Consider the following 23,489-nt stretch of genomic DNA (forward strand, 5'->3'; position numbering starts at 1 on the left):
CCCCCCCCCCCACCCCCCCCCCCCCCCCCCCCCCCCCCCCCCCCCCCCCCCCCCCCCCCCCCCCCCCCCCCCCCCCCACAGGGTTTTGCAGTGTTTGGGCGAGCGGAATTAGACGAGAATCGAAGTCCCGGTCATTTCCGCCGGTTTTTCAAGGCCCAGCAGCTTCAGCATGGTCGGTGCCACGTCCGCCAGTACGCCGCCTTCACGAACCTTGAGGTCGCGCTTGCCGACATAAATGAACGGTACTGGCTCGGTGGTGTGTGCAGTGTGTGCCTGGCCGGTGGTTTCGTCGGACATTTGCTCGACGTTGCCGTGGTCGGCTGTGATCAGCGCTTCGCCGCCGACTTTTTCCAGGGCATCGACAATGCGGCCGACGCACTGGTCCAGGCACTCGACGGCTTTTACCGCGGCTTCGAACACACCGCTGTGGCCAACCATGTCGCCGTTTGCGTAGTTGACGACGATCACATCGTAACGCTGGTTTTCGATGGCATCGACGATGCGGTCGGTCACTTCCGGCGCACTCATTTCTGGTTGCAAGTCGTAGGTGGCGACTTTCGGTGACGGGATCAGGATGCGCTCTTCGCCCGGGAAGGGTTCTTCGCGACCACCGGAGAAGAAGAAGGTCACGTGGGCATACTTCTCGGTTTCAGCGATGCGCAGCTGGGTCTTGCCGTTTTTCGCCAGGTAATCGCCCAGCACGTTTTCCAGGCTGCCGGGGGCGAAAGCTGCGGGGGCCGGGATGCTGGCGGCGTATTGGGTCAACATCACGAAACCGGCCAGCTTTGGCTGACGGTCGCGCTCGAATTCCTTGAAGTTGTCTTCGACGAACACGCGGGACAGCTCCCGGGCACGGTCGGCGCGGAAGTTCATGAACACCACGGCGTCGCCGTCTTCGACTTTCACCGGCTCGCCGATGGAGGTGGCTTTGACGAATTCGTCACTTTCGCCGCGCTCGTAGGCAGCTTGCAGGCCTTCCTGGGCGGAGGCGGCGTTGAACTCGCCTTGTCCATCGACGATCAGGTTATAGGCCTGGGATACGCGGTCCCAGCGGTTGTCACGGTCCATCGCATAATAACGACCGATCAGGCTGGCGATGCGGCCTTTGCCCAGCGCCTGGAAGGTGGCATCGAGCAGTTCGATCGACGATTGCGCGCTTTTCGGCGGTGTATCACGGCCATCGAGGAAAGCGTGCAGGTAGATGTTTTTCGCACCGCGCTTGGCCGCCAGTTCGGCCATGGCGACCAGATGGTCCTGATGGCTGTGCACGCCGCCGTCGGACAGCAGGCCCATGAAGTGCACGGCCTTGCCGGCAGCAACGGCTTTATCTACCGCGGCGCAGATGGTTGGGTTCTCGAAAAACTCGCCGTCGCGGATCGATTTGGTCACACGAGTGAAGTCCTGGTACACCACGCGGCCGGCACCGAGGTTCATGTGGCCGACTTCGGAGTTGCCCATCTGGCCGTCCGGCAGGCCGACGTCCATGCCGCTGCCCGAGATCAGGCCGTTCGGCACCGTGGCCCACAGGCGATCGAGCACAGGCTTTTTAGCCGCATAGATGGCGTTGGCTTCCTGGCTTTCACTGTGACCGAAGCCGTCGAGAATCATCAGGACCAAAGGTTTAGGCGTGGTAGTCATGGAATTCACTCTGGCTTGAGTTAAAAAGGTGCGATGGAAAAGGGAGTGGCAGTTTAAAGCGAAGTTCCGGCCACGTCACCGCCGGACGGGGTTTGGCCCACCATGGGGGCTGTGTATACTGGCCGACATTTTAACGCCCTGGAACCTCCTTCGATGGTTGCTCACCTGATTGAATTTGCCACTAACCACTACATTCTCGTCGGAATCTTCGTCGTACTGCTGGCCCTGCTGATTGCCTATCAGATGCAAGGCGGCGGCCGCAGCCTGAGCACTGGTGAGCTGACCGCCCTGGTCAACAAAGACGCCGGCGTGGTGGTGGACATCCGTCCAAGCAAGGACTACGCCGCCGGTCACATCGTCGGCGCCGTGAACATTCCTCAGGACAAACTGGCTGCACGCATCGGCGAGTTGGAAAAGCACAAGGCCAAGACCATCATCCTGGTCGACGCCCTGGGCCAGACCGCCGGTACCCACGCTCGCGAACTGATGAAGGCCGGTTTCACCGCCGCCAAGCTGTCCGGAGGCGTTTCCAGCTGGAAAGCCGACAATCTGCCGCTGGTGAAGTGATATGAACAACGTCGTCGTCTATTCCAGCGATTACTGCCCTTACTGCTCGCGAGCCAAGTACCTGCTCGAGAACAAAGGCGTGGCCTTCGAGGAGATCAAGGTCGATGGCAAGCCGCAGGTGCGCGCCGCAATGGCTCAGAAAGCCGGACGTACGTCCGTGCCGCAGATCTGGATCGGCAGTACCCATGTGGGTGGTTGTGATGATTTGTTTGCCTTGGAGCGCGCCGGCAAGCTCGACGCATTGCTCAAGGCCTGAATTTCGTACCCAATAAAAGACCCAAGATCACTAAGGATCTGAGATGACTGACCAACAGAACACTGCAGCTGGCGAAGAAGAATCCGCACCGCAATTCTCCTTGCAGCGCATCTACGTACGTGACTTGTCCTTTGAAGCCCCGAAAAGCCCGGCGATCTTCCGCCAGCAGTGGGAGCCGAGCGTCGGTCTGGATCTGAACACCCGTCAAAAGGCGCTGGAAGGCGACTTCCACGAAGTCGTGCTGACCTTGTCGGTTACCGTGAAAAACGGTGATGAAGTGGCATTCATCGCTGAAGTGCAACAGGCGGGGATCTTCCTGATCAAAAACCTGGATGCACCTTCGATGAGCCACACCCTCGGTGCGTTCTGCCCGAACATCCTGTTCCCGTACGCTCGCGAAGCGCTGGACAGCCTGGTGACCCGTGGTTCGTTCCCGGCACTGATGCTGGCTCCGGTGAACTTCGACGCGCTGTACGCGCAAGAGCTGCAACGCATGCAGGCGGCCGGCGAGACGCAGACTGTTCAGTAAACGGTCTAAAGCACCAAGGCGATTTCAATGTGGGAGCGAGCCTGCTCGCGAATAGGGAGTGTCAGAGACTTCAATGTCGACTGATGCACCGCATTCGCGAGCAGGCTCGCTCCCACATTTGTTTTGAGTGTTATTTGAAGTCGTTCTGGCGCCAGGCTTCGTAAACGGCCACCGCCACGGTATTGGACAGGTTCAGGCTGCGGCAGCCTTCGCGCATCGGCAGGCGCAGGCGTTGTTCTCCGGGCAGGGCATCCAGCACTTCGGCGGGCAACCCACGGCTTTCCGGGCCGAACAGGAAGGCATCGCCCGGGGCGAAACTGACGTCGTGGAACGGCCGCGAGCCTTTGGTGGTGAAGGCGAACAGCCGCGGGTTCCCCAGGCTTTCCAGGCAGCTGGCCAGGTCCGCGTGGCGTTGCAGGGTGGCATACTCGTGGTAGTCGAGTCCGGCCCGACGCAGGCGCTTGTCGTCCATCTCGAAGCCCAACGGTTCGATCAAATGCAGGTGGCAGCCACTGTTGGCGCACAGCCTGATAACGTTGCCGGTATTCGGCGGAATTTCCGGTTGAAAAAGGATGACGTGAAACATGCACGGCTCCGAAGGTAAAGATGAGCGGCATTCTACGCCGCAAGCCGACCCTCGTTCGAAACTATTCCCGCGTGTGATGGCCTCACTGGCGATTTTCGGGGTGATGGTGGGGATGATGATCGGTCGCCTGACCACGCCAGACCCCAGCGAATTGCAGCAGGTCGAGGTGACGAATGACGGGCTGGTGGTGTGGTTCAACAACGAACCCAAGACCCATGGCGAGATCGTTGATGGCAGCGTCGCGTTGCTGTTCGATGCGCAAGGCAAGGCGCAACAAGGCCAGCTCAAGCTCAACGACAGGAGCGTGAACTGGCGGGTGCGTTTGAGTGATGGCGGATTGTTGTTGACGGCGGTGGCGGCCCGCCCCCTGAAGGGCGACTGGGCGGGTAGCGAGGTCGATGACCGCTGGCGGTTGGAGATCCATCTCCGGGAGCAATAAAAGAGGGAATCCCCGGCCTGCCTGTACCAAGGTTCCCGAAACGGGAGGGCTCGCGCATGGCGTCGTGAGCCCGGTGTAAAGAGGGAATCCCCGGCCTGCCTGTACCAAGGACCCCAAAACGGCAGGGCTCGTCGCTTGTGCGTCGTGAGCCCGGTGTAAAGAGGGGAATCCCCGGCCTGCCTGTACCAAGGTCCCCGAAACTGGGTCGTGAACTGAATCACTGATGAGACCATTGCAGGGGGCGTGCCAGGTTTAAACAGGTTGAAACAGAAAGTCGCGTAAGAACATTAAAAGCCCCGTAATTCCGGGCTTTCGTGTTTATTCGACAGGGGTTCGATTGCGAACTCAGGCGGGATTTCGGATCAGGTGCTGTGCGCGATTGCGGTTCACGGTGCATTGCGGCGGTGCATGAATACCCTAAAAGCTTCGCGAGCAGGCTCGCTCCCACAAGGTCCAGTGGTGCTCACTCGAAAGTGAAAACACTGCAAATCCACTGTGGGAGCGAGCCTGCTCGCGAAAGGGGTGTGACTGCCCGTGAAGAACCAGGGCTAGTTAACCCTCATCCCCCTCATCCTCATCGCCGCCATCTACTTTCATCCCCAGCTCCTTGATCTTGCGGGTCAAGGTATTACGCCCCCAGCCCAGCAACACCGCGGCATCCCGACGGCGTCCCGCCGTGTGCTTGAGGGCGGTTTCGATCATGATCCGCTCGAAGGCCGGTACGGCGCTGTCCAGCAGGCTCGACTGACCGCGAGCCAGGGCCTGGTCGGCCCACTGGCGCAGTGCCTGCTCCCAGTTGGTCACCGGTGCCGAGTCCTGTGGCAGGCTCAACAGTTCTGGTGGCAGGTCACCGATGTGCACTTCGCGGCCCGAAGCCATCACCGTGATCCAGCGACAGGTGTTCTCCAGCTGGCGCACATTGCCCGGCCAAGGCAGGTTTTTCAGGTATTCCTCGGTTTCGTTTTTCAGCAGTTTCGGCTCGACAGCCAACTCTTGCGCGGCACGGCTGAGGAAATGCTTGGCCAGGGTTGGAATGTCTTCACGACGATCCGAAAGACGCGGGATGTGAATACGGATCACATTGAGGCGGTGGAACAAGTCTTCTCGGAATTTCCCGGCGTGCACCAGGGTTTCCAGATTCTGGTGGGTCGCAGCGATGATCCGCACATCGACCTTCACCGGTACATGTCCGCCAACCCGGTAAAACTCGCCATCGGCCAGGACCCGCAGCAGACGTGTCTGGGTGTCGGCCGGCATGTCGCCGATTTCATCGAGGAACAGCGTACCGCCGTCGGCCTGCTCAAAACGCCCGCGACGCAGGTTGGCAGCCCCGGTGAACGCGCCCTTTTCATGGCCGAATAGCTCGGATTCCATCAGGTCTTTCGGAATCGCCGCCATGTTTAGCGCGATGAACGGCGAAGCCGCGCGCGGGCTGTGGCGGTGCAGGGCGTGGGCCACCAGTTCTTTACCGGTGCCCGATTCACCGTTGATCAGCACGGTGATGTTGGAATGGCTCAGGCGACCGATGGCGCGAAACACCTCCTGCATCGCCGGTGCTTCACCGATGATTTCCGGGGTGCGGGTCAGGGTCGGAGCGACTTCCAGGCCTTGCTGTTCCTGGGCGTGCTGGTTGGCGCGCTTGACCAGGGACACCGCTTCGTCGACATCGAATGGCTTGGGCAGGTATTCGAACGCGCCGCCCTGGTAGGACGCGACAGCGCTGTCCAGATCGGAATGCGCCGTCATGATGATCACTGGCAGCCGTGGATGCTGTTCGCGAATCCGCGCCAGCAGGTCCAGGCCGCTGGCGCCGGGCATGCGGATGTCGGAGATGATCACGTCCGGTTGCTGGCGCGCCAGGCGGCTCATCACGCCATCGGCGCTGTCGAAGCTTTGCGTGGTCATGCCTTCCTGCTGCAAGGCTTTTTCCAGTACCCAACGGATAGAACGGTCGTCATCGACGATCCACACGGTTTCACTACGGCTCATGTCGATGTGGCTCCTTGTTCCAGTGGCAGAAAGATCGAGAACGTGGTGTGGCCGGGGTGGCTGTCACATTCGATCAGGCCCTGGTGCTGGCTGATGATGTTCTGGGTAATGGCCAGGCCCAGCCCGGTACCGTCCGGACGACCGCTGACCATGGGAAAGAAGATGGTTTCCTGAAGTTCCGCAGGAATGCCCGGGCCGTTGTCGATGATTTCGATCTTGGTTACCAGGCGGTGGCGCACGTGGCCGATGGTGAATTGACGCATGGTTCGAGTGCGCAGGGTGATGCGGCCCAAGCGCAGTTCGTTCTGGCTGCTGATGGCCTGCATCGCGTTGCGCACGATGTTCAGCACGGCCTGGATCATCTGCTCGCGATCGATCAGCACGTCGGGAATGCTCGGGTCGTAGTCGCGCACCAAAGTGATGCAACCCTGGCTTTCGGCCTCGACCAGCTGGCAGACGCGCTCCAGCACTTCGTGGACGTTGCACATGGCCAGCGATGGCAGCTTGTTGGAACCGAGCATGCGATCGACCAGATTACGCAGGCGGTCGGCTTCCTCGATGATGACGTTGGTGTAGTCACGCAAGCTTTCTTCCGGCAGCTCGCGGGCCAGCAATTGCGCCGCGCCACGGATGCCACCCAGCGGGTTCTTGATCTCATGGGCCAGGCCACGCACCAGCATCTTGCTGGTTTCCTGCTTCGACAGCTGTGCTTCTTCCTTGGTGATCCGCAGCAGACGGTCGCGCGGATGGACTTCAAGCAACAACAGGGTTTCGCCACTGCTCAGGATCGGCGTAACCGCGTAATCAACCGTGAGGGTCTGGCCGGTGAGGGCGGTGAGCATCGCTTCGCGCTTGGTGAACGGATGCGCCTGCTGAACCGCCTGGCGCAAGGAATTCAGCGCCTCGGTGGATTCGGTGAACAACTCGCTGATGAACTGCCCATGGCTACGCTGGCCGCTGATGGCCAGGAGCATCTCCGCCGCCGGGTTCATGTACTCGAGGCGCAATTCGGCATCGAGCAGGATGGTGGCGGTGGTCAGGTTGTCGAGTAGCAAACGATGCAGTGCGTCGCTGATGGTCATTCAGGACCTCTTTTGGCGCATGAATAAAGAGCTGATGCGAGGAAACTGCAAAAACCAAACCAAGGCTCCGAAAAGAAGCGCTCATCGCCTGAAACGGGCGTTTGACGCTCAATTGCGTGGCGCTTTGCCTGTTTTTGCGGGTACTTTCGAACCAAAATGGGTTGCAATTCGAGCGAGGTGCAACCAATCGCACCAATATAGTGCGCAAAGCTGAACAAGGTTAAAAGAAGCGCAAAAGCGGGTTTCTTTCTTCAGCGGGTTTGTCGGCGAGTGGACATTCCGGCCGTTGGCCGTAGTCGTCGAGGGCGCAGGGTTTGGCCTTGCGTTTCTGTGCCAGGGACACGCGTTGCATGTGGAATGGCTGATTGGCTGTGCGCTCGACGGTTTGACCTTGTTCGTCGAGGATCTCCACGGACAGCTGATGTGTGCCGCGGTCGATATTGTTCAGCGCAAAGACCGGGCTTGAACCCGGTTCGGCGGTGGGGCGGCCATCAAGTAACAATCGATAGCGATGACCTGATTGCAGCCCTGGTTCGCTGGTAACGCTGACGATGATTTCGCCGGCGGTGCTGCGTACGGTGGCATCGGGTTCTGGCACCAATATGCGCAGCAGATCGTAATGCAAGGGTGGCTTTTTCCCGGCCTTCTTTGCAGGGCTGGCGGGGGTGCTCTCCGTGGCGGATATACGATTGCTTGGTGCCAGCGGCACGCGTTTGGCGTTGCCGGATGTTGGCTGATCGGTGAAAACCCGATTGCCTTGAGCATCAATGTAAGTGAACACCTCCGCCGTTGCCGGCCATGCAAACAGGCAGGCCATCAGCAGCCAGCCCCTCACGGCCTGTGCACCCGCTGCACGGTAAAGGTCACGGTGGGGCTTTGCTGGATCACGGTTCCGCCTTCGATCACTTGCACGGCGAGGCTGTGCAGGCCGCGGTCGATGTTCACCAGTTGCAGGGTCGGTACGTTGCCTGGCTGGCCATAGGGTTGATCGTCCAATAACAGCCTGAACAGATGCGGGCCTTGCAGGCGTGGCTTGATCAGCACGTTGACGGTGAACGTGCCGTTGTTGGCGCGCAGGGCTTCGGTGGTGGGCAGGCCGGTGAGTTCGAGTACCTCATAAGCGATTTGAGGTGGTTCGGTGGTTTTGGCGTCTGGCGCAGGCTTGTCGGGCGACTGCGAATCAACGCTATTGAGTGGCGACAGCTCGACCGACTGAGCCTTTACGCCATCAGGCGGTTGATTGCTGTAAGCGGTGTTTCCGTCGGCGTCAGTGTATTTGTAGATCTGCGCTGCGGCGGGCAGGGCGATCAGCAACAGGATGAAGAGAAAACCACGACCCATAAAATCGACCGGAAACGAAAAGCGTTGGGGGCAGCATAGGCCAGAGGTGGTGGTTGGCCCAGCGTGTTAACAATTGGGTATGGATTTACCCGACTGTCCCAGGCGCCACAACTCCCACAAAGGGATTTTCGGTGATCGTTAAATTGCGGGCATAAAAAAGGCCTTCCGAAGAAGGCCTCTTTTTTGTCACGCCGCTTGCGCAGGCGCTACTGGATTAGCAGCTGTAGTACAGGTCGTATTCCAGTGGGTGTACGAAGGTGCGTACCTTGATTTCTTCTTCGCTTTTCAGAGCAATGTAAGCGTCGATGAAGTCGTCGGAGAACACGCCGCCTTTGGTCAGGAACGCACGGCCTTTGTCCAGCTCTTCCAGGGCTTCTTTCAGGCTGCCGCAAACTTGTGGGATCTCTTTCGCCTCTTCAGGCGGCAGGTCGTACAGGTTTTTGTCAGCGGCATCGCCAGGGTGGATCTTGTTCTGGATGCCGTCCAGGCCAGCCATCATCAGTGCGGCGAAGCACAGGTACGGGTTGGCAGCCGGATCCGGGAAGCGGGCTTCGATACGGCGGGCTTTCGGGCTCGACACGTAAGGAATACGGATCGAAGCGGAACGGTTACGGGCCGAGTAGGCCAGCATTACCGGAGCTTCGAAGCCTGGAACCAGACGCTTGTAGGAGTTGGTAGCCGGGTTGGTGAAGCCGTTCAGGGCCTTACCGTGCTTGATGATGCCGCCGATGAAGTACAGAGCGGTATCGGACAGGCCGGCATAGCCTTCGCCTGCGAATGTGTTCTTGCCGTCTTTCCAGAGGGACATGTGTACGTGCATGCCCGAGCCGTTGTCGCCGTACAGAGGCTTAGGCATGAAGGTCGCGGTACGGCCGTAGGCATCGGCAACGTTGTGCACGACGTACTTCAGGGTTTGGGTTTCGTCGGCTTTCTTCACCAGGGTGTTGAACTTGACGCCGATTTCGTTCTGGCCGGCAGTTGCCACTTCGTGGTGGTGAACTTCGACGGTCAGGCCCATTTCTTCCAGTGCGTTGCACATGGAGGTACGGATTTCGTGGTCGTGGTCGAACGGTGGAACCGGGAAGTAGCCGCCTTTGACGCCTGGACGGTGGCCTTTGTTGCCGCCTTCCACGTCCTGATCGGACATCCAGGAGCCTTGTTCGGAGTAGATCTTGAACATGGAACCGGAAATGTCGGACTTGAACTTAACCTGGTCGAAGATGAAGAACTCTGGCTCTGGACCGGCGTATGCGGTGTCACCGATGCCGGTGGACTTCAGGTACTCTTCGGCGCGCTTGGCGATCGCTCGTGGGTCGCGGTCGTAGCCTTGCATGCTCGAAGGATCGACGATGTCGCAGACCAGGATCAGGGTCGGCTCTTCGGTGAACGGGTCCAATACGGCAGTGCTGTCGTCCGGCATCAGGATCATGTCGGAAGCTTCGATGCCTTTCCAGCCAGCGATGGAGGAACCGTCGAACATCTTGCCGACTTCGAAGAAGTCTTCATCCAGCGCGTCGCGAGCCGGCATGGTCACGTGGTGCTGAGTACCGCGGGTGTCCGTGAAGCGCAGATCAATCCACTTGACGTCATGATCTTTAATGAGTTGAACCGACTTCGACATACTGTCCTCCGGGGTGGCTTAGGGCGGGTAGTGGATGCCCTTAAATGTTTGTGATGCCGGCGCGAATACTCTGCCAAGGCAACCTGCCTCACAAGGGAGCAAATTGCATGCCAGTGCCCCAGCATGGGTTTTTTGCCCCAAATTCACGCTTATAGAGGTGAAAAAGGCTTTAAGGCTGAAAATCTCGCCCCTTAATGTAGCGCTTAAATTGAAAAGTGACCCGTTTTGGTGCGTTCAAAGGTTTCTGCACATTAACTGGTTAAACCTTGAGCAATTTCCGCTATAATCCGCGCCCCCCTTTTTCGGCAGGCCTCGCGCGCGCTGTTTCCATGAAATTAATCGTAAAAGTCTTTCCCGAGATCACCATCAAGAGCCGCCCTGTCCGGACGCGTTTCATCCGTCAGCTGGCCAAGAACATCCGTGCCGTGCTCCGCGATCTGGACCCGGCCGTGGTGGTGAACGGCGTGTGGGACAACCTCGAGCTGGAAACCCGCGTCACCGACCCCAAGGCCCTGAAAGAGATGGGCGAGCGCCTGAGCTGCATGCCCGGCATCGCGCACTTCCTGCAAATCGACGAATACCCGCTGGGCGACTTCGACGACATCGTCGAAAAGTGCAAGCAGCACTATGGTGATGCGCTGGCCGGGAAGATCTTCTCCGTGCGTTGCAAACGCGCCGGCAAGCACCCATTTAGCTCTATCGACATCGAAAAGTATGTCGGCAGCCAGTTGCGCCGTCAGTGCGGTGCCGCCGGGATCGACCTGAAAAAGCCGGAAATCGAAGTCCGCATCGAAGTTCGCGACCAACGGTTGTTCGTGATCCATAGTCAGCACAATGGCATCGGCGGTTATCCGCTGGGCGCGCTGGAACAGACGCTGGTGCTGATGTCCGGTGGTTTCGACTCCACCGTGGCGGCTTACCAGATCATGCGCCGTGGCCTCATGGCCCACTTCTGCTTCTTTAATCTGGGCGGACGTGCCCATGAACTGGGCGTCATGGAAGTCGCGCATTTCATCTGGAAGAAGTACGGCAGCTCGCAACGCGTGTTATTTGTCAGTGTGCCGTTCGAGGAAGTGCTGGGAGAAATTCTCGGCAAAGTCGATAACAGTCATATGGGCGTAGTATTGAAGCGTATGATGTTGCGCGCTTCCTCCCAAATTGCCGATCGACTGCACATCGAGGCGCTGGTCACCGGCGAGGCGATCTCCCAGGTGTCCAGCCAGACGCTGCCGAACCTGTCGGTGATCGACTGCGTGACCGACAAGTTGGTCCTGCGTCCACTGATCGCCAGTCACAAGCAGGACATCATCGATACGGCCAATGAAATCGGCACCGCCGATTTCGCCCGGCACATGCCGGAGTACTGCGGGGTGATTTCGGTCAATCCGAAGACCGCCGCCAAGCGCTACCGCGTGGAGCACGAAGAGAAAGAATTCGACATGGCCGTCCTTGAGCGCGCGCTCGAGAACGCCAAGCTGGTACCGATCGATCGCGTGATCGATGAACTGGGCCAGGACCTGCAGATTGAAGAAGTCAGCGAAGCGCTGGCCGGTCAGATCGTTATCGACATCCGTCACCCGGATGCCGCCGAAGATGATCCGCTGGAACTCGCTGGCATCGAGGTACAAACGATGCCGTTTTATGCACTGAACGCTCGTTTCAAGGAACTGGACCCTACTCGCCAGTACCTGTTGTATTGCGACAAAGGCGTGATGAGTCGCCTGCATGCCCACCATTTGCTCAGTGAGGGGCATGCCAATGTGCGCGTTTATCGACCGAGCTAAGTGCCCGGGGCTGTTTGCCTGTGGCCTGCGTCACCGGCCCCCCGATGCCACCGTCAAGCTGTAACGGCTTTCACGGACGCTACTGTTAATCGCTGCCAAGACTTGTCAGCACACCGAATCCTCTGATCGAGATACACAAGTGATCGAAAATCTACGTAACATCGCCATCATTGCCCACGTTGACCACGGTAAAACCACCCTGGTAGACAAACTCCTGCGTCAATCCGGCACCCTGGAGCGCAACGAGCTCAACGACGAGCGCGTGATGGACTCCAACGACCAGGAAAAAGAGCGCGGTATTACCATTCTGGCGAAAAACACCGCCATCAACTGGAACGGCTACCACATCAACATCGTGGACACCCCGGGCCACGCCGACTTCGGCGGCGAAGTAGAGCGCGTAATGTCGATGGTCGACTCCGTTCTGCTGCTGGTTGACGCTCAAGACGGCCCTATGCCGCAAACCCGTTTCGTGACCAAGAAGGCTTTCGAAGCCGGTCTGAAGCCGATCGTCGTGATCAACAAGGTTGACCGTCCGGGCGCGCGTCCTGACTGGGTTCTGGACCAGATCTTCGACCTGTTCGACAACCTGGGTGCCACCGACGAACAGCTGGACTTCAAAGTTGTCTACGCCTCGGCCCTGAACGGCATCGCCGGTCTGGACCACACCGACATGGGCGAAGACATGACCGCGCTGTATCAAGCGGTTGTCGACCACGTTCCAGCGCCAGCTGTTGACCGTGACGGTCCGTTCCAGATGCAGATTTCCGCTCTGGACTACAACAGCTTCCTGGGTGTGATCGGTGTTGGCCGTATCGCTCGTGGTCGCGTCAAACCGAACACTCCGGTCGTGGCTATCAGTGCCGACGGCAAGCGCCGCAACGGTCGTATCCTGAAGCTGATGGGTCACCACGGTCTGCACCGTGTGGACGTTGAAGAAGCAGCGGCTGGCGACATCGTCTGCATCAGCGGTTTCGACGAGCTGTTCATCTCCGACACCCTGTGCGACATCAACACCGTCGAGGCAATGAAGCCTCTGACCGTTGACGAGCCAACCGTTTCCATGACCTTCCAGGTAAACGACTCGCCATTCTGCGGTAAAGAAGGCAAGTTCGTGACCTCCCGTAACATCAAGGATCGTCTGGACAAAGAGCTGCTGTACAACGTTGCACTGCGCGTTGAAGAAGGCGACTCGGCTGACAAGTTCAAGGTTTCCGGCCGTGGTGAGCTGCACCTGTCGGTACTGATCGAAACCATGCGTCGCGAAGGCTTCGAGCTGGCCCTGGGCCGTCCTGAAGTGATCATCCGTGAAGTCGACGGCGTGAAGCAGGAACCGTTCGAAAACGTGACCATCGACATCCCTGAAGAATCCCAGGGCAAGGTCATGGAAGAGATGGGCCTGCGTAAGGGCGACCTGAGCAACATGGTGCCGGATGGCAAAGGCCGTGTTCGTCTGGAATACAACATCCCTGCTCGCGGTCTGATCGGTTTCCGTAACCAGTTCCTGACCCTGACCAACGGTGCTGGCATCCTGACCTCGATCTTCGATCGCTACGCCCCAGTGAAGTCCGGTCACATGTCCGGTCGTCAGAACGGCGTTCTGGTATCGGTAGAAACCGGCAAGGCGCTGACCTACTCCCTGGAAACCCTGCAGGCTCGTGGCAAGCTGTTCGTTGAACACGGTCAAGAGATCTACAACGGTCAGATCGTCGGCCAGAACAGCCGCGACAACGACCTGGGCGTGAACCCTACCAAGGGCAAGAAGCTCGACAACATGCGTGCTTCGGGTAAAGACGAAACCATCGCGCTGGTTCCACCTGTTCGCTTCACCCTGGAACAGGCTCTGGAGTACATCCAGGAAGACGAGCTGTGCGAAGTGACTCCTAAGTCCATCCGTCTTCGCAAGAAGATCCTGGACGAAAGCGAGCGTACCCGCGCTGCCAAGAAAGCCAAGGCTTAATTAGCCCCGGCTGAATGAAAACGCCCCCGGTCGAAAGGCCGGGGGCGTTTTTGTTTGTGTGGCGTCTTATTCAAGCTGTTCCTGCGTGGGGGCAATCCCCAGGCTATGGTTGATTGCCACCCAGTGCAGTGCAACATCCGTTTGTGCTTGTACTTGGCTGCGTCGCACGTTGAACAGGCTACGCTCGGCATCCAATACTTCCAGCATGGAAACGGTGCCTGCCTGGTACTGCTGCCTGGCCAGGTCGACCGCGCGGGACGCTGCAGCAGTGGCTTTATCGAGTTCGTTCTGTCGACTGATACCCTGGCCGTAAGCCTGAATCGACGTGTGCGCTTCGCGCAGTGCCTGCAGAAGGCTCTGCTGGTAAGCCAATCTCGCCTGTTTACGACGGGCATCGCCCGCCTCGATGCGTGAGTTGTTCCGACCGAAGTCGAACAACGGTTGGAACAATTGGCTGGTCAATGCCCAAGGCGCTGCGCCGCCCTGCTCAAATAATGCCAGTGCACTCAACGTCAATTGAGGGTAGCGAGCTGCTTTCACGGCTACCAAAGATTCATCGGCGGCGTGCAAGCGTTGTTCTGCCGCTCGTACATCCGGCCGTTCACGGAGTACCTCCGCGGGAATCGACAACAGTTCCGGTAGTGCAGACTCGGAAAATTGAATGGATGGGGGAGGTGGTTCGGCAAGAAGGTGATCGATCCTTGTCTGCTCGCTGGCCAGCAGGTAAGCAAGGTTGTAGCGGGCAGACATTGCCTGTTGCCGCGCGGTGGGTATTTCTGCCTGGGTGATCGCGAGTTGGGATTCGATGCGTTCCAGATCAAGGCGGTTTGCCGATCCTGACTCCAGGCGTGCTCGCGTGATGCGCGCGGTCTGTGTCTGATTGATACTTGCCTCGGTGGCGATGTCCATCAACCGTTGGGCCAGTCTGTGCTCAAGGTATTGGTTGGCCACTTCCGCCATCAAGCTGAGCCGCAAACTCAGATAGTCCTGTCGGGTTGCCTCCAGCTGCGCACTGGCTTCATTGCGCAGGGCTTTCAGGCGACCGAACAGGTCCAGTTCCCAAGCCAGGTCCACACCGTAGGAATATTGGCTGTTAGCACCGTCCAATGCCGTCCGGGACCTTTCGTACTTGGCTGTGATAGCGACCTCGGGATACCGCCCGGCCGTGGCCAGGTTGTGTTGGGCGCGTACTTCCCGGGTCCGCTCGATCGCTGTTGCCAGGTCCAGGTTGTCGCGAAGTGCATCTGCCATGAGGCGATTCAGCACCGGGTCTTCGAAGCTTTCCCACCAGCGTTGCGAAAGGGACGCCAGGACCGGATCGGCCTGCGTCAGTGACGCGGTTTCCACCGTCGGTCTCGCGGTACCGGGATGACTGGTACAGCCTGTGATGGCAGACAACAGGAACAGCGTGATCAGGGGCGTTCTGAACATCATTTCGAATGCTCCATTTCGAGAACCTGGTGGCGCTTGTCTCCATGGAACAGACGCTCCAGTGCCAGGAAAACCACCGGTGTGGTCAACAAGGTCAGTACCTGGCTGAGCATCAGGCCGCCAACGATCACCACACCCAGTGGCTCACGCAGTTCCGCGCCAGTGCCGAAAGCCAGCATCAACGGCACCGCGCCCAACAGGGCCGCCAGGGTCGTCATCAGAATCGGTCGAAAACGCGCCAGGCACGCCTGATGGATCGCCTCTCGGGCCGACAGGTCATGTTCGCGCTGGGCTTGCAGGGCAAAGTCGATCAGCAGGATGCCGTTCTTCTTGACGATGCCGATCAGCATGATCAAACCGATCAACGCCATGATCGAGAAATCCAGTTGCCACGCCCACAGCAACAAAATCGCGCCGATTCCTGCCGAAGGCAGGGTGGAAAGGATGGTCAGCGGATGCACCAGGCTTTCATAGAGCACACCGAGAATGATGTAAACGGCGACCAGCGCAGCAAGGATCAGAAACGGCTGGCTGGCCAGCGATGCCTGGAATGCTTGAGCGGAGCCCTGAAAGGTACCGTTCACTGACGTCGGCATGCCAATCTCCAGCTCCATATTCTGCAGCGTGGTCACTGCCTGGCCCAAGGCGACGCCCGAGGCAAGATTGAAGGACAGGTTGGCCGCTGGCAGCATGCCGTTGTGGTTGATCACCACAGGGCCGCTCGTGGGTGGTTCTATCCGCGCAAAGGCCAGCAGTGGGACCATCTCGCCGGTCAGTGGAGCGCGTAAATGGAAATAGCTCAGGCTTTCGGTGTTGCCACGTTGCTCGGTGGATAGTTCGAGCACAACCTTGTACTGATTGGCTTCGGTTTGATACTCGCTGATCTGGCGCTGTCCGAAGGCGTCGTAAAGCGCATTATCGAGGTCGCGAGCGGTGAAGCCATAGCGTGCAGCTTCGTCGCGATCCAGTGTAATTCGCGTGATGTTGGCATCCAGTTGCAGGTCGTGGGACACGTCACGGAACAACGGACTGGTGCGCAGACGATCGGCCAAGGCTGTAGCCCAGATCGCGAGCTCATCGCTGTTCTGCGCTTGAAGGACGTATTGATACTGGGCTCTGGGCTGCCCCGCGCTGAGGTTGATGTCTTGAACCGCGCGAAGGGATATCTGGATACCCGGTACCTGCGCCAACTGTGGACGCAGTCGGTCGATGACCTGGCTGATGGTGACGTCGCGTTCCCCGGGATCGCTCAGGACCAGCCACACCCGACCGTTGCCGATCGAGTCGGTGGTGCTGCCACCGACGGCATGGTTGTAGCTGATGACCGCCGGGTCCTTGCTGAATATCGCCTCCAGCTGCTTGTGCCTGGCGACCATTTCCTCAAAGGAAATATCGGCGGATGCACGGGTAAAGCCCATGATGAAGGCCGTATCCTGCAAAGGAAAAAAACCTTTGGGGATCATGACGAAGCTGGCAACGCTGAGTAACACGCTTGCCAGAAACACTGCCAGTGTGCAGCGCTGGTGTCCCAGCACCCACTCCAGCGCACGGTTATAGGCTCTCAGCAGGCAACTGAAGAAGCCCTTCGATTGCGTGTGTTTGGGAGCCTTCATAAACAGGGACGCCAGTGTCGGCGCGAGTGTCAGGCAGGCCAGGACCGAAATGACGAGTGTGGCGACCAGGGTGAGCGCGAACTCGCTGAACAGCCGTCCCACGACGCCTCCCATGAACAGCAAGGGGATCAATGCGGCCATCAAAGACACGCTGATCGTGACCACCGTGAAGCCGATTTCGCTGACACCCTTGAGTGCAGCGGTGCGCTTATCCTCTCCGAGCTCAAGATGGCGGTGAATGTTCTCGACCACGACGATCGCGTCGTCGACGATGAATCCCACGGAGATGACGATGGCCACCAGTGTCAGGTTGTTCAGGCTGAATCCCGCCAGGTACATCACCGCGCAGGTCGATACGATGGATACGCCGAGCACGAGGGTGACAATCAGCGTCGCCGACCACTGCCGCAGAAACAGCGCCATCACGCCAATCACAAGGACAATGGCGATGGCCAGCGTCAACTCGACTTCATGCAATGACGAACGGATGGTACGGGTACGATCATTGATCACCTCGAGCTTCAAATCCGCCGGCAAAATGGCCTGGAGCCCCGGTAAGGCTGCCTTGATGCGATCGGCGGTGGCGACGATGTTCGCTCCGGGTTGGCGCCGGATCAGCAGCGACACACCGGACTCGCCATTGGGCCAGCTTTGCACGTAGTCGTCCTCCGCGCCCAGGCTGACACTGGCCAGATCCTGCACCCGAACGGGCGCCCCGTCGCGATAGGTGACGATGACGTCGTCATACTGCGCGGGTTCGAACAATTGGTCGTTCACCTCCAGATTCGATACCCGATGCCCTCCGAACAGTGCCCCTTTGGGCAGGTTGACACTGGCGTGCTGCACTGCGGTGCGGATATCCGCCAGGGTCACGCCAGCGGCCGCGAGTACCTCCGGCCTTGCCTGGATGCGGATGGCCGGGCGACGCTGGCCGATCAGGTTGATCAGGCCGACGCCATCAAGCTGGCTCAGCCGACGCAAAAGCACCGTCTCGGCCAAGTCGCTGACTTCGGTCAGGGGAAGCGTGTCGGAGCGGACGCCAAGGATCATGACCGCGCCATCCGCCGGATTCACCTTGCGCCAGACCGGCAGGCTGGGCATGTCGCTGGGCAGTCGGGCCGAGGCCGTATTGATAGCCACCTGCACTTCTTGAGCGGCCGTATCGATGTTTTTCTCGAGGCTGAATTGCAGCGTCAGGGTCAACTTGCCCAGAGAACTGGTCGAGGTCATTTCGGTGATGCCGGCAATTGAACTGAGTTGCGCTTCCAGAGGTGTCGCTACCGATGACGCCATGGTTTGAGCGCTGGCACCGGGCAGGCTGGCGGTAATCTGGATCGTGGGGAAATCCGCTTCAGGTAAAGGCGCGATGGACAGGCGCAGGTAGGCGACAACACCGAGCAGAACCAGGGCGAAACTCAACAGAAGGGTGCCAACCGGGCGGTCCACGCACCAGGTGTAAACGTTGCGGCTTGTCATCAGAGCGCACTCCGGCTGGCAACGGGCATCACTGCTGCTTCGTTGGCTTCGATAAGGTTGACCGGCAATCCAGGACGCAGTCGCGAGTAGCCGTCCGTGACGATCTTTTCACCCGGCTGAACGCCTTCCACCACGGCGATGGCTGCATCGGAGTACGTGACCTGAACGGGTTGGGAGAAGGCTTTGCCATCGCTGACGCGCCAGACAAACGTGCCTTTCGCTCCCTGGCGTAATGCCCGTTGCGGTACGACAAAGGCATCGTTCAAGGTGCCGGCCTGAAGCTTGATCACGACCGACTGATCCGGCCATAGATGTTCTTGAGAATTGGCTACGGTGCCTTTGATCCGCACGGTCCCGGTAGCGGCGGAAACCCGGTTATCGATCAGTTCCAGATTTCCCTCCCCTAGAAGGGGGCCGCCGTCACCGGCGTAGGCGCGCAGCACCACCGCCGATTTATCGACACTGGCCATCAGCGTTCGTAGCTGGGGAAGACGGGCCTGGGGCAAAGCGAATTCAATGCTGATGGGGTCCAGTTGCACGAGCGAGAACAGCGCCTGCGCATCGCTTGCCCTCACATAATTGCCTTCGTGGCGGTTGTGGATGCCGATGCGACCATCGGCAGGCGCATGAATCCGTGTGTGGGACAACTGGACTTGAGTGGCTGATACCGTGGCTTGCTGACTGTTGACCGTCGCTCGTAACTGGGCAACCACCCCGATTTGTTGATCCAGTGTCTGTGTCGAGACAGCTTGTGTGCTTGCCAGCGCGCGATAACGCTTGAGATCGAGCGTTGCCGACGCCAGTTGAGCTTGCGCAACGGCCTGTTGGGCCTTGGCCGCTTCCAGCGCGGCGACAAGGGCGCGATCGTCGAGGCGCGCCAGCAAATCACCCTGCTTGACGAACTGCCCCTCGCTGACCGGCAACTCCAGTAACAGTCCATCCACCTGCGGCCGGATATCGATGCTGCGCAGTGAGCGTACGTTACCAATGGCATTGAGCAGGATCGGAACGTCGCGCCGTCCGACCTCGACGACGGTCACCGGCACGGCGGGAGCGGCTGACGGGGCGGTCGTTGACCCGGCTGGCCATAGCCGGTAGGTCAGGCCGCCGATGATGAGCAGACTGCAAAGCGTCAATGAGACGCTGATCAGCGTCTGACGTATTTTGTTTGATTGCATGGTGGGCACTTCCCTGGTGGTTGATGTTTTCACCACAGAAAGCGAATCAATGATTAGCCAGGCAGCCTTGAGATCAGAGCATGACGATGCGTTGGTCGCTGACGGTTAATGCATATTCCGGGTGAGTGGCCCGATGTTGTTTTCCAGGTATTAACGAACGGTTATCAAGCAGTCATATGATTGATGCGGATTAATTCATGTTGTTACGGTTGTAGTTGTGTATTGGAGTGCATAACTTCAAATATGGATGTTTCCTATAAAGTTACAGGAATGGTCCTACATTAAATAAATGGTTAATGGTGTAGGCGAAGTAGTATCGGCGTCAGTGACACTCTTCGGAAACTGAGTGCCAGCAGGCGCTATAGCGGCCTGAAAGGGATGGCGCAGCTTGTGCTTGATGGGTGGCTGATGGCCAAGCCAGCTGGTGTTTATGGCGGTAATTGATCAAGAGCGTTTTTTCGCTAATCAATAGGTCGCTGAAATGACTATGCTTCTGAAGTGCAGAAGCCCGAGCAATTTTCGGGCTTCTGTCAGTGTCGATTAATTGTTGCTGAATAATCTTTTCAGGCGTGCATTTGCAAGCAATCGTCAGAACTTTTCCAGCGTTCGACGGCTATTGGTTTCGCGCTCAACTTCCTTCGGCTTGTAGGCGCAATATCCCGGGCGTGGCCCGATCTTCGGATGGTTGCGGCAGGTGTCCGGGCGCTTGTCATAAATGGTGCACAGTCGGCTCTTACGATCCAGGTAATAGCAATCGTTGTTGCTCATGCGTTGCAGGGTGAAGATGCCCGACTTCTGATTGAAGCGCTCCACCAGCCCTTCCTTTTGCAGGCGCTTGGCGATGTTCTTTGGTGGATCGCCCAGCTCGAACTCATCGACCACGCCGATGCGCACCAGGTCTTTGATCTTGACCTCGACCGGCAGGGTGCAGCAGCTGGAAATGCACGAGCCGCACATCGGGGCGGAGTACTTGGCCCAGGTATCGAGTCGGTCGATCTCGGCGGCGGCGATCAGGTTGGGCTTCATCATCGGTTGTTACCAGGCGTGTGCATCAGGGCGCGCGATCATACCGGGACTGGTGGATTTTTGAACAACCTTTCACCGGATTTTTTCGCCGTAGTCCGATAAACAGCCAATCCGGCACGGCATCTGCATTGATTAACGGACATGACAATCAATTGCCGACCCCATTGCACTCATAGGAAAAACTGCCGAACCAGAGCCTCTACCGCCTGTCAGACCGTCTAGGCTCAGACAACTCCAAGCTCGCTCGAGGTCCGATCGATGACTCAAGAACCACTTGTTCGCGAAGCAGAGGTGGCCGCATTCCGCGACGCCGTCTTGACCAAACTCACCTACGCGGTGGGCAAAGACCCGGATCACGCCTTCGACCATGACTGGTTCGAAGCCATTGCGCTGGCGGCGCGTGATCATATGGTCGAGCACTGGATGGACCACACGCGACAGATCTACCGCAAAGGTCAGAAGCGTGTTTATTACCTTTCCCTGGAGTTTTTGATTGGCCGACTGCTTTACGACAGCCTGAGCAATCTCGGCCTGCTCGACGTAGCCCGCGAGGCGCTGACGGAATTGGGTGTCGACATCGAGCGTATTCGTCTGCTGGAACCGGATGCTGCGCTGGGCAACGGCGGCCTCGGTCGTCTGGCGGCGTGCTTCATGGAAAGCATGTCGACCCTGGGCATCGCCGGTCATGGCTACGGTATTCGCTACGAACACGGCTTGTTCCGCCAGGCCATCGTCGACGGTTGGCAGCAGGAGCAGACTGAACACTGGCTGGATTTCGGCAATCCCTGGGAGTTCGAGCGCCCTGAGGTGGTTTACCCGATCGGCTTCGGTGGCAGCGTCGAGACCGTGACCGATAGTGAAGGCAAGTCCCGGCAAGTCTGGCATCCGGCCGAAACCGTTCGGGCCATTGCCTACGACACACCAGTGGTCGGCTGGCGCGGGGCGAGCGTGAACACCTTGCGTCTGTGGCGGGCCCGGGCCATGGAAGATTTGCATCTGGAACGCTTCAACGCCGGTGACCACTTGGGTGCAGTGGCCGAAGTGGCCCGGGCCGAAAGCATTTCCCGGGTGCTCTATCCGGCGGACAGCACCGAGGCCGGCCAGGAGCTGCGTCTGCGCCAGGAATATTTCTTCGTCGCAGCATCCCTGCAGGATCTGCTGCGCCGCCATCGCAACATGCACACCTCGGTGCTGACCCTGGGCGATCACGCGGCCATCCAGCTCAACGATACGCACCCGTCGATTGCCGTGGCCGAACTGATGCGTCAGTTGGTCGACGTGTATGACGTGGCGTGGGACGCGGCGTGGCAGATCACGGTCGATACGCTGTCCTACACAAACCACACGCTGCTACCCGAAGCGCTGGAAACCTGGCCGGTCGGTTTGATGGAGCGCATGTTGCCGCGGCACATGCAGATCATCTACCTGATCAATGCCCAGCACATCGACTCGCTGCGGGCCAAAGGCATTCACGATTTCGACGTGTTGCGCGCGGTGTCGCTGATCGAAGAGGACAACGGACGACGCGTGCGCATGGGTAACCTGGCGTTCCTTGGTTCCCACAGCGTCAATGGCGTGTCGGGGTTGCACACGCAACTGATGCGCAAAACGGTGTTCTCCGAACTGCACAAACTCTATCCGCAGCGGATCAACAACAAGACCAACGGCATCACCTTCCGCCGTTGGCTGTACCAGTCCAACCCGGAATTAACCTCGATGTTGGTTGATGCGCTCGGGCCTGAGGTGCTGGACAAACCCGAGGAGCGCTTGCTCGATCTGGAACCGTTCGCCGAAAAGACCGCGTTCCGCAAGGCGTTCGCCGAGCAACGCCTGCACAGTAAAAAGGCCTTGGCCTACATCATTCACGAACGACTGGGAGTGGCGGTCAATCCGGCGGCGATGTTCGACGTGCAAGTCAAACGGATCCACGAGTACAAGCGTCAGCTGCTCAACCTGATGCACACCGTGGCGTTGTACCAGGCGATCCGCGCCGAGCCTGAAATCGACTGGGTACCGCGGGTGAAGATCTTCGCCGGCAAGGCGGCGGCCAGTTATCACCAGGCCAAGTTGATCATCAAGCTGACCAACGACATCGCTCGGGTGGTGAACAACGACCCGACCGTGCGCGGATTGCTCAAGGTAGTGTTCCTGCCCAACTACAACGTCAGCCTGGCGGAGAGCATCATTCCGGCGGCGGATCTGTCCGAGCAGATTTCCACCGCTGGCTTCGAGGCCTCTGGCACCAGCAACATGAAGTTCGGCCTTAACGGGGCGCTGACCATCGGTACGCTGGACGGTGCCAACGTAGAAATGTGCGAGCGCATCGGCGCCGAGCATATGTTCATCTTCGGCCTCAGCGCCCAGCAGGTAGAAGCGCGCAAGCAGAACCACGAATTCAGCGCGGTGCCGGACATTGCCGCGTCCCATCGACTCAACGACGTGTTGCAGGCCATTCGTGGCGGGGTGTTTTCGCCGGATGACCCGTCACGCTATGCCGGGTTGGTCGATTCGCTGGTGGACTACGACCGCTTCTTCGTCTGCGCCGATTTCGACTCTTACTGGGCCGCACAAATGCGCGTTGAGGCCCACTGGCACGATTCCAAGGAATGGTGGCGCTCGGCGGTGCTGAACACGGCGCGGATGGGCTGGTTCTCGTCGGACCGGACGATTCGCGAGTACGCCACGGATATCTGGAAGGCGTTGGGCTGACTTTTAGCCGTAATTGCGAGCAAGGCCCGGCGCTTGTTGGGCCTGATCGATATACTAAGCATCAGTTCAGCCAGGCTCGGGGCTTGGCGCGATCCATTGTGGGAGTGAGCCTGCTCGCGATAGCGGCCTGACATTCAACATTTATGCTGACTGTCATGACCTCTTCGCGAGCAGGCTCGCTCCCACATGGTTTGTGTGGTTTCACACTAGACTGATTCGAGCGCTGTACCGCTTGGACTTGCTCCCCACGGGGCTGCTTAGGGA

The 23,489-nt window shown here is 59.0% G+C and carries 18 protein-coding genes; 7 read left to right on the forward strand and 11 right to left on the reverse strand.

Annotated features, from left to right (window positions below; genetic code table 11):
- Positions 1–108 precede the first annotated feature (108 nt).
- Positions 109–1,638, reverse strand: coding sequence for a 2,3-bisphosphoglycerate-independent phosphoglycerate mutase (gpmI, locus tag ACSFE6_RS19450; protein WP_435429110.1), 1,530 nt, complete (start codon positions 1,636–1,638; stop codon positions 109–111).
- A 153-nt stretch (positions 1,639–1,791) separates the two neighbouring features.
- Here gpmI and ACSFE6_RS19455 point away from each other — a divergent pair, with 153 nt between their 5' ends.
- Genes ACSFE6_RS19455 through secB form a run of 3 tightly spaced genes read left to right on the forward strand, consistent with a single transcriptional unit; the run spans position 1,792 to position 2,990 of the window.
- Complete coding sequence (locus tag ACSFE6_RS19455; RefSeq protein WP_110965898.1) at positions 1,792–2,205, forward strand: rhodanese-like domain-containing protein; 414 nt, start codon at positions 1,792–1,794, stop codon at positions 2,203–2,205.
- Position 2,206: 1 nt separating this feature from the next.
- On the forward strand, positions 2,207–2,461 hold the full coding sequence (gene grxC / locus ACSFE6_RS19460; protein WP_053153180.1) for a glutaredoxin 3: 255 nt from the start codon (positions 2,207–2,209) through the stop codon (positions 2,459–2,461).
- A 43-nt stretch (positions 2,462–2,504) separates the two neighbouring features.
- Positions 2,505–2,990 (forward strand): protein-export chaperone SecB, encoded by a 486-nt coding sequence (gene secB / locus ACSFE6_RS19465; RefSeq protein ID WP_435429111.1) that lies wholly within the window; start codon positions 2,505–2,507, stop codon positions 2,988–2,990.
- Between the two features lie 130 nt (positions 2,991–3,120).
- Here secB and trmL read toward each other — a convergent pair whose 3' ends face one another.
- Positions 3,121–3,576 (reverse strand): tRNA (uridine(34)/cytosine(34)/5-carboxymethylaminomethyluridine(34)-2'-O)-methyltransferase TrmL, encoded by a 456-nt coding sequence (gene trmL, locus ACSFE6_RS19470; protein ID WP_433768022.1) that lies wholly within the window; start codon positions 3,574–3,576, stop codon positions 3,121–3,123.
- Between trmL and ACSFE6_RS19475 the strand changes: the two genes are divergently transcribed.
- Positions 3,575–4,015, forward strand: a complete 441-nt coding sequence (locus ACSFE6_RS19475; RefSeq protein WP_435429112.1) for a hypothetical protein — start codon at positions 3,575–3,577, stop codon at positions 4,013–4,015. The two genes, trmL and ACSFE6_RS19475, sit on opposite strands and share 2 nt — an antisense overlap.
- Before the next feature lie 552 nt (positions 4,016–4,567).
- Here the strand turns inward: ACSFE6_RS19475 and ntrC are convergent.
- From ntrC to glnA, 5 genes are all read right to left on the reverse strand, one after another.
- A complete protein-coding gene (gene ntrC, locus ACSFE6_RS19480) occupies positions 4,568–6,004 on the reverse strand; it encodes a nitrogen regulation protein NR(I) (protein ID WP_435429113.1) in 1,437 nt (478 codons plus the stop codon).
- Complete coding sequence (gene glnL / locus ACSFE6_RS19485; protein ID WP_435429114.1) at positions 6,001–7,086, reverse strand: nitrogen regulation protein NR(II); 1,086 nt, start codon at positions 7,084–7,086, stop codon at positions 6,001–6,003. The genes ntrC and glnL overlap by 4 nt, the downstream gene beginning before the upstream one ends.
- Positions 7,087–7,306: 220 nt before the next feature.
- A complete protein-coding gene (locus tag ACSFE6_RS19490) occupies positions 7,307–7,903 on the reverse strand; it encodes a DUF4124 domain-containing protein (protein WP_435429132.1) in 597 nt (198 codons plus the stop codon).
- Positions 7,904–7,917: 14 nt separating this feature from the next.
- A complete protein-coding gene (locus ACSFE6_RS19495) occupies positions 7,918–8,427 on the reverse strand; it encodes a DUF4124 domain-containing protein (RefSeq protein ID WP_435429115.1) in 510 nt (169 codons plus the stop codon).
- A 214-nt stretch (positions 8,428–8,641) separates the two neighbouring features.
- Positions 8,642–10,048 (reverse strand): type I glutamate--ammonia ligase, encoded by a 1,407-nt coding sequence (gene glnA, locus ACSFE6_RS19500; protein ID WP_110965907.1) that lies wholly within the window; start codon positions 10,046–10,048, stop codon positions 8,642–8,644.
- Between the two features lie 329 nt (positions 10,049–10,377).
- Here glnA and thiI point away from each other — a divergent pair, with 329 nt between their 5' ends.
- Both thiI and typA read left to right on the forward strand, forming a co-directional pair.
- Complete coding sequence (thiI, locus tag ACSFE6_RS19505; RefSeq protein ID WP_435429116.1) at positions 10,378–11,832, forward strand: tRNA uracil 4-sulfurtransferase ThiI; 1,455 nt, start codon at positions 10,378–10,380, stop codon at positions 11,830–11,832.
- Positions 11,833–11,971: 139 nt separating this feature from the next.
- Positions 11,972–13,792 (forward strand): translational GTPase TypA, encoded by a 1,821-nt coding sequence (gene typA / locus ACSFE6_RS19510; RefSeq protein ID WP_435429117.1) that lies wholly within the window; start codon positions 11,972–11,974, stop codon positions 13,790–13,792.
- Positions 13,793–13,858: 66 nt separating this feature from the next.
- On the opposite strand, the gene ACSFE6_RS19515 is transcribed toward typA, so the two are convergent.
- The 4 genes from ACSFE6_RS19515 to ACSFE6_RS19530 form a co-directional block, all read right to left on the reverse strand.
- A complete protein-coding gene (locus ACSFE6_RS19515) occupies positions 13,859–15,226 on the reverse strand; it encodes an efflux transporter outer membrane subunit (protein WP_435429118.1) in 1,368 nt (455 codons plus the stop codon).
- A complete protein-coding gene (locus ACSFE6_RS19520) occupies positions 15,223–18,312 on the reverse strand; it encodes an efflux RND transporter permease subunit (protein ID WP_435429119.1) in 3,090 nt (1,029 codons plus the stop codon). Before ACSFE6_RS19520 ends, ACSFE6_RS19515 begins: the two co-directional genes overlap by 4 nt.
- Positions 18,312–19,490 (reverse strand): efflux RND transporter periplasmic adaptor subunit, encoded by a 1,179-nt coding sequence (locus ACSFE6_RS19525; protein WP_435429120.1) that lies wholly within the window; start codon positions 19,488–19,490, stop codon positions 18,312–18,314. Before ACSFE6_RS19525 ends, ACSFE6_RS19520 begins: the two co-directional genes overlap by 1 nt.
- A gap of 588 nt (positions 19,491–20,078) precedes the next feature.
- A complete protein-coding gene (locus ACSFE6_RS19530; protein ID WP_435429121.1) occupies positions 20,079–20,519 on the reverse strand; it encodes a YkgJ family cysteine cluster protein in 441 nt (146 codons plus the stop codon).
- 255 nt (positions 20,520–20,774) lie between these two features.
- Here ACSFE6_RS19530 and ACSFE6_RS19535 point away from each other — a divergent pair, with 255 nt between their 5' ends.
- The gene (locus ACSFE6_RS19535; protein WP_435429122.1) at positions 20,775–23,225 is read left to right on the forward strand and encodes a glycogen/starch/alpha-glucan phosphorylase; all 2,451 of its coding nucleotides are present in this window, start codon (positions 20,775–20,777) and stop codon (positions 23,223–23,225) included.
- Positions 23,226–23,489 lie beyond the last annotated feature (264 nt).

Source organism: Pseudomonas baetica (genome assembly GCF_051216495.1).
GTDB lineage: Bacteria > Pseudomonadota > Gammaproteobacteria > Pseudomonadales > Pseudomonadaceae > Aquipseudomonas > Aquipseudomonas baetica_B.

Coding starts and splice junctions, on each gene's coding strand:
- gpmI (WP_435429110.1), bottom strand. CDS start 1,638: ATGACTACCACGCCTAAACCTTTGGTCCTGATGATTCTCGACGGCTTC.
- ACSFE6_RS19455 (WP_110965898.1), top strand. CDS start 1,792: ATGGTTGCTCACCTGATTGAATTTGCCACTAACCACTACATTCTCGTC.
- grxC (WP_053153180.1), top strand. CDS start 2,207: ATGAACAACGTCGTCGTCTATTCCAGCGATTACTGCCCTTACTGCTCG.
- secB (WP_435429111.1), top strand. CDS start 2,505: ATGACTGACCAACAGAACACTGCAGCTGGCGAAGAAGAATCCGCACCG.
- ACSFE6_RS19475 (WP_435429112.1), top strand. CDS start 3,575: ATGCACGGCTCCGAAGGTAAAGATGAGCGGCATTCTACGCCGCAAGCC.
- trmL (WP_433768022.1), bottom strand. CDS start 3,576: ATGTTTCACGTCATCCTTTTTCAACCGGAAATTCCGCCGAATACCGGC.
- ntrC (WP_435429113.1), bottom strand. CDS start 6,004: ATGAGCCGTAGTGAAACCGTGTGGATCGTCGATGACGACCGTTCTATC.
- glnL (WP_435429114.1), bottom strand. CDS start 7,086: ATGACCATCAGCGACGCACTGCATCGTTTGCTACTCGACAACCTGACC.
- ACSFE6_RS19490 (WP_435429132.1), bottom strand. CDS start 7,903: ATGGCCTGCCTGTTTGCATGGCCGGCAACGGCGGAGGTGTTCACTTAC.
- ACSFE6_RS19495 (WP_435429115.1), bottom strand. CDS start 8,427: ATGGGTCGTGGTTTTCTCTTCATCCTGTTGCTGATCGCCCTGCCCGCC.
- glnA (WP_110965907.1), bottom strand. CDS start 10,048: ATGTCGAAGTCGGTTCAACTCATTAAAGATCATGACGTCAAGTGGATT.
- thiI (WP_435429116.1), top strand. CDS start 10,378: ATGAAATTAATCGTAAAAGTCTTTCCCGAGATCACCATCAAGAGCCGC.
- ACSFE6_RS19515 (WP_435429118.1), bottom strand. CDS start 15,226: ATGATGTTCAGAACGCCCCTGATCACGCTGTTCCTGTTGTCTGCCATC.
- ACSFE6_RS19520 (WP_435429119.1), bottom strand. CDS start 18,312: ATGACAAGCCGCAACGTTTACACCTGGTGCGTGGACCGCCCGGTTGGC.
- ACSFE6_RS19525 (WP_435429120.1), bottom strand. CDS start 19,490: ATGCAATCAAACAAAATACGTCAGACGCTGATCAGCGTCTCATTGACG.
- ACSFE6_RS19530 (WP_435429121.1), bottom strand. CDS start 20,519: ATGATGAAGCCCAACCTGATCGCCGCCGCCGAGATCGACCGACTCGAT.
- ACSFE6_RS19535 (WP_435429122.1), top strand. CDS start 20,775: ATGACTCAAGAACCACTTGTTCGCGAAGCAGAGGTGGCCGCATTCCGC.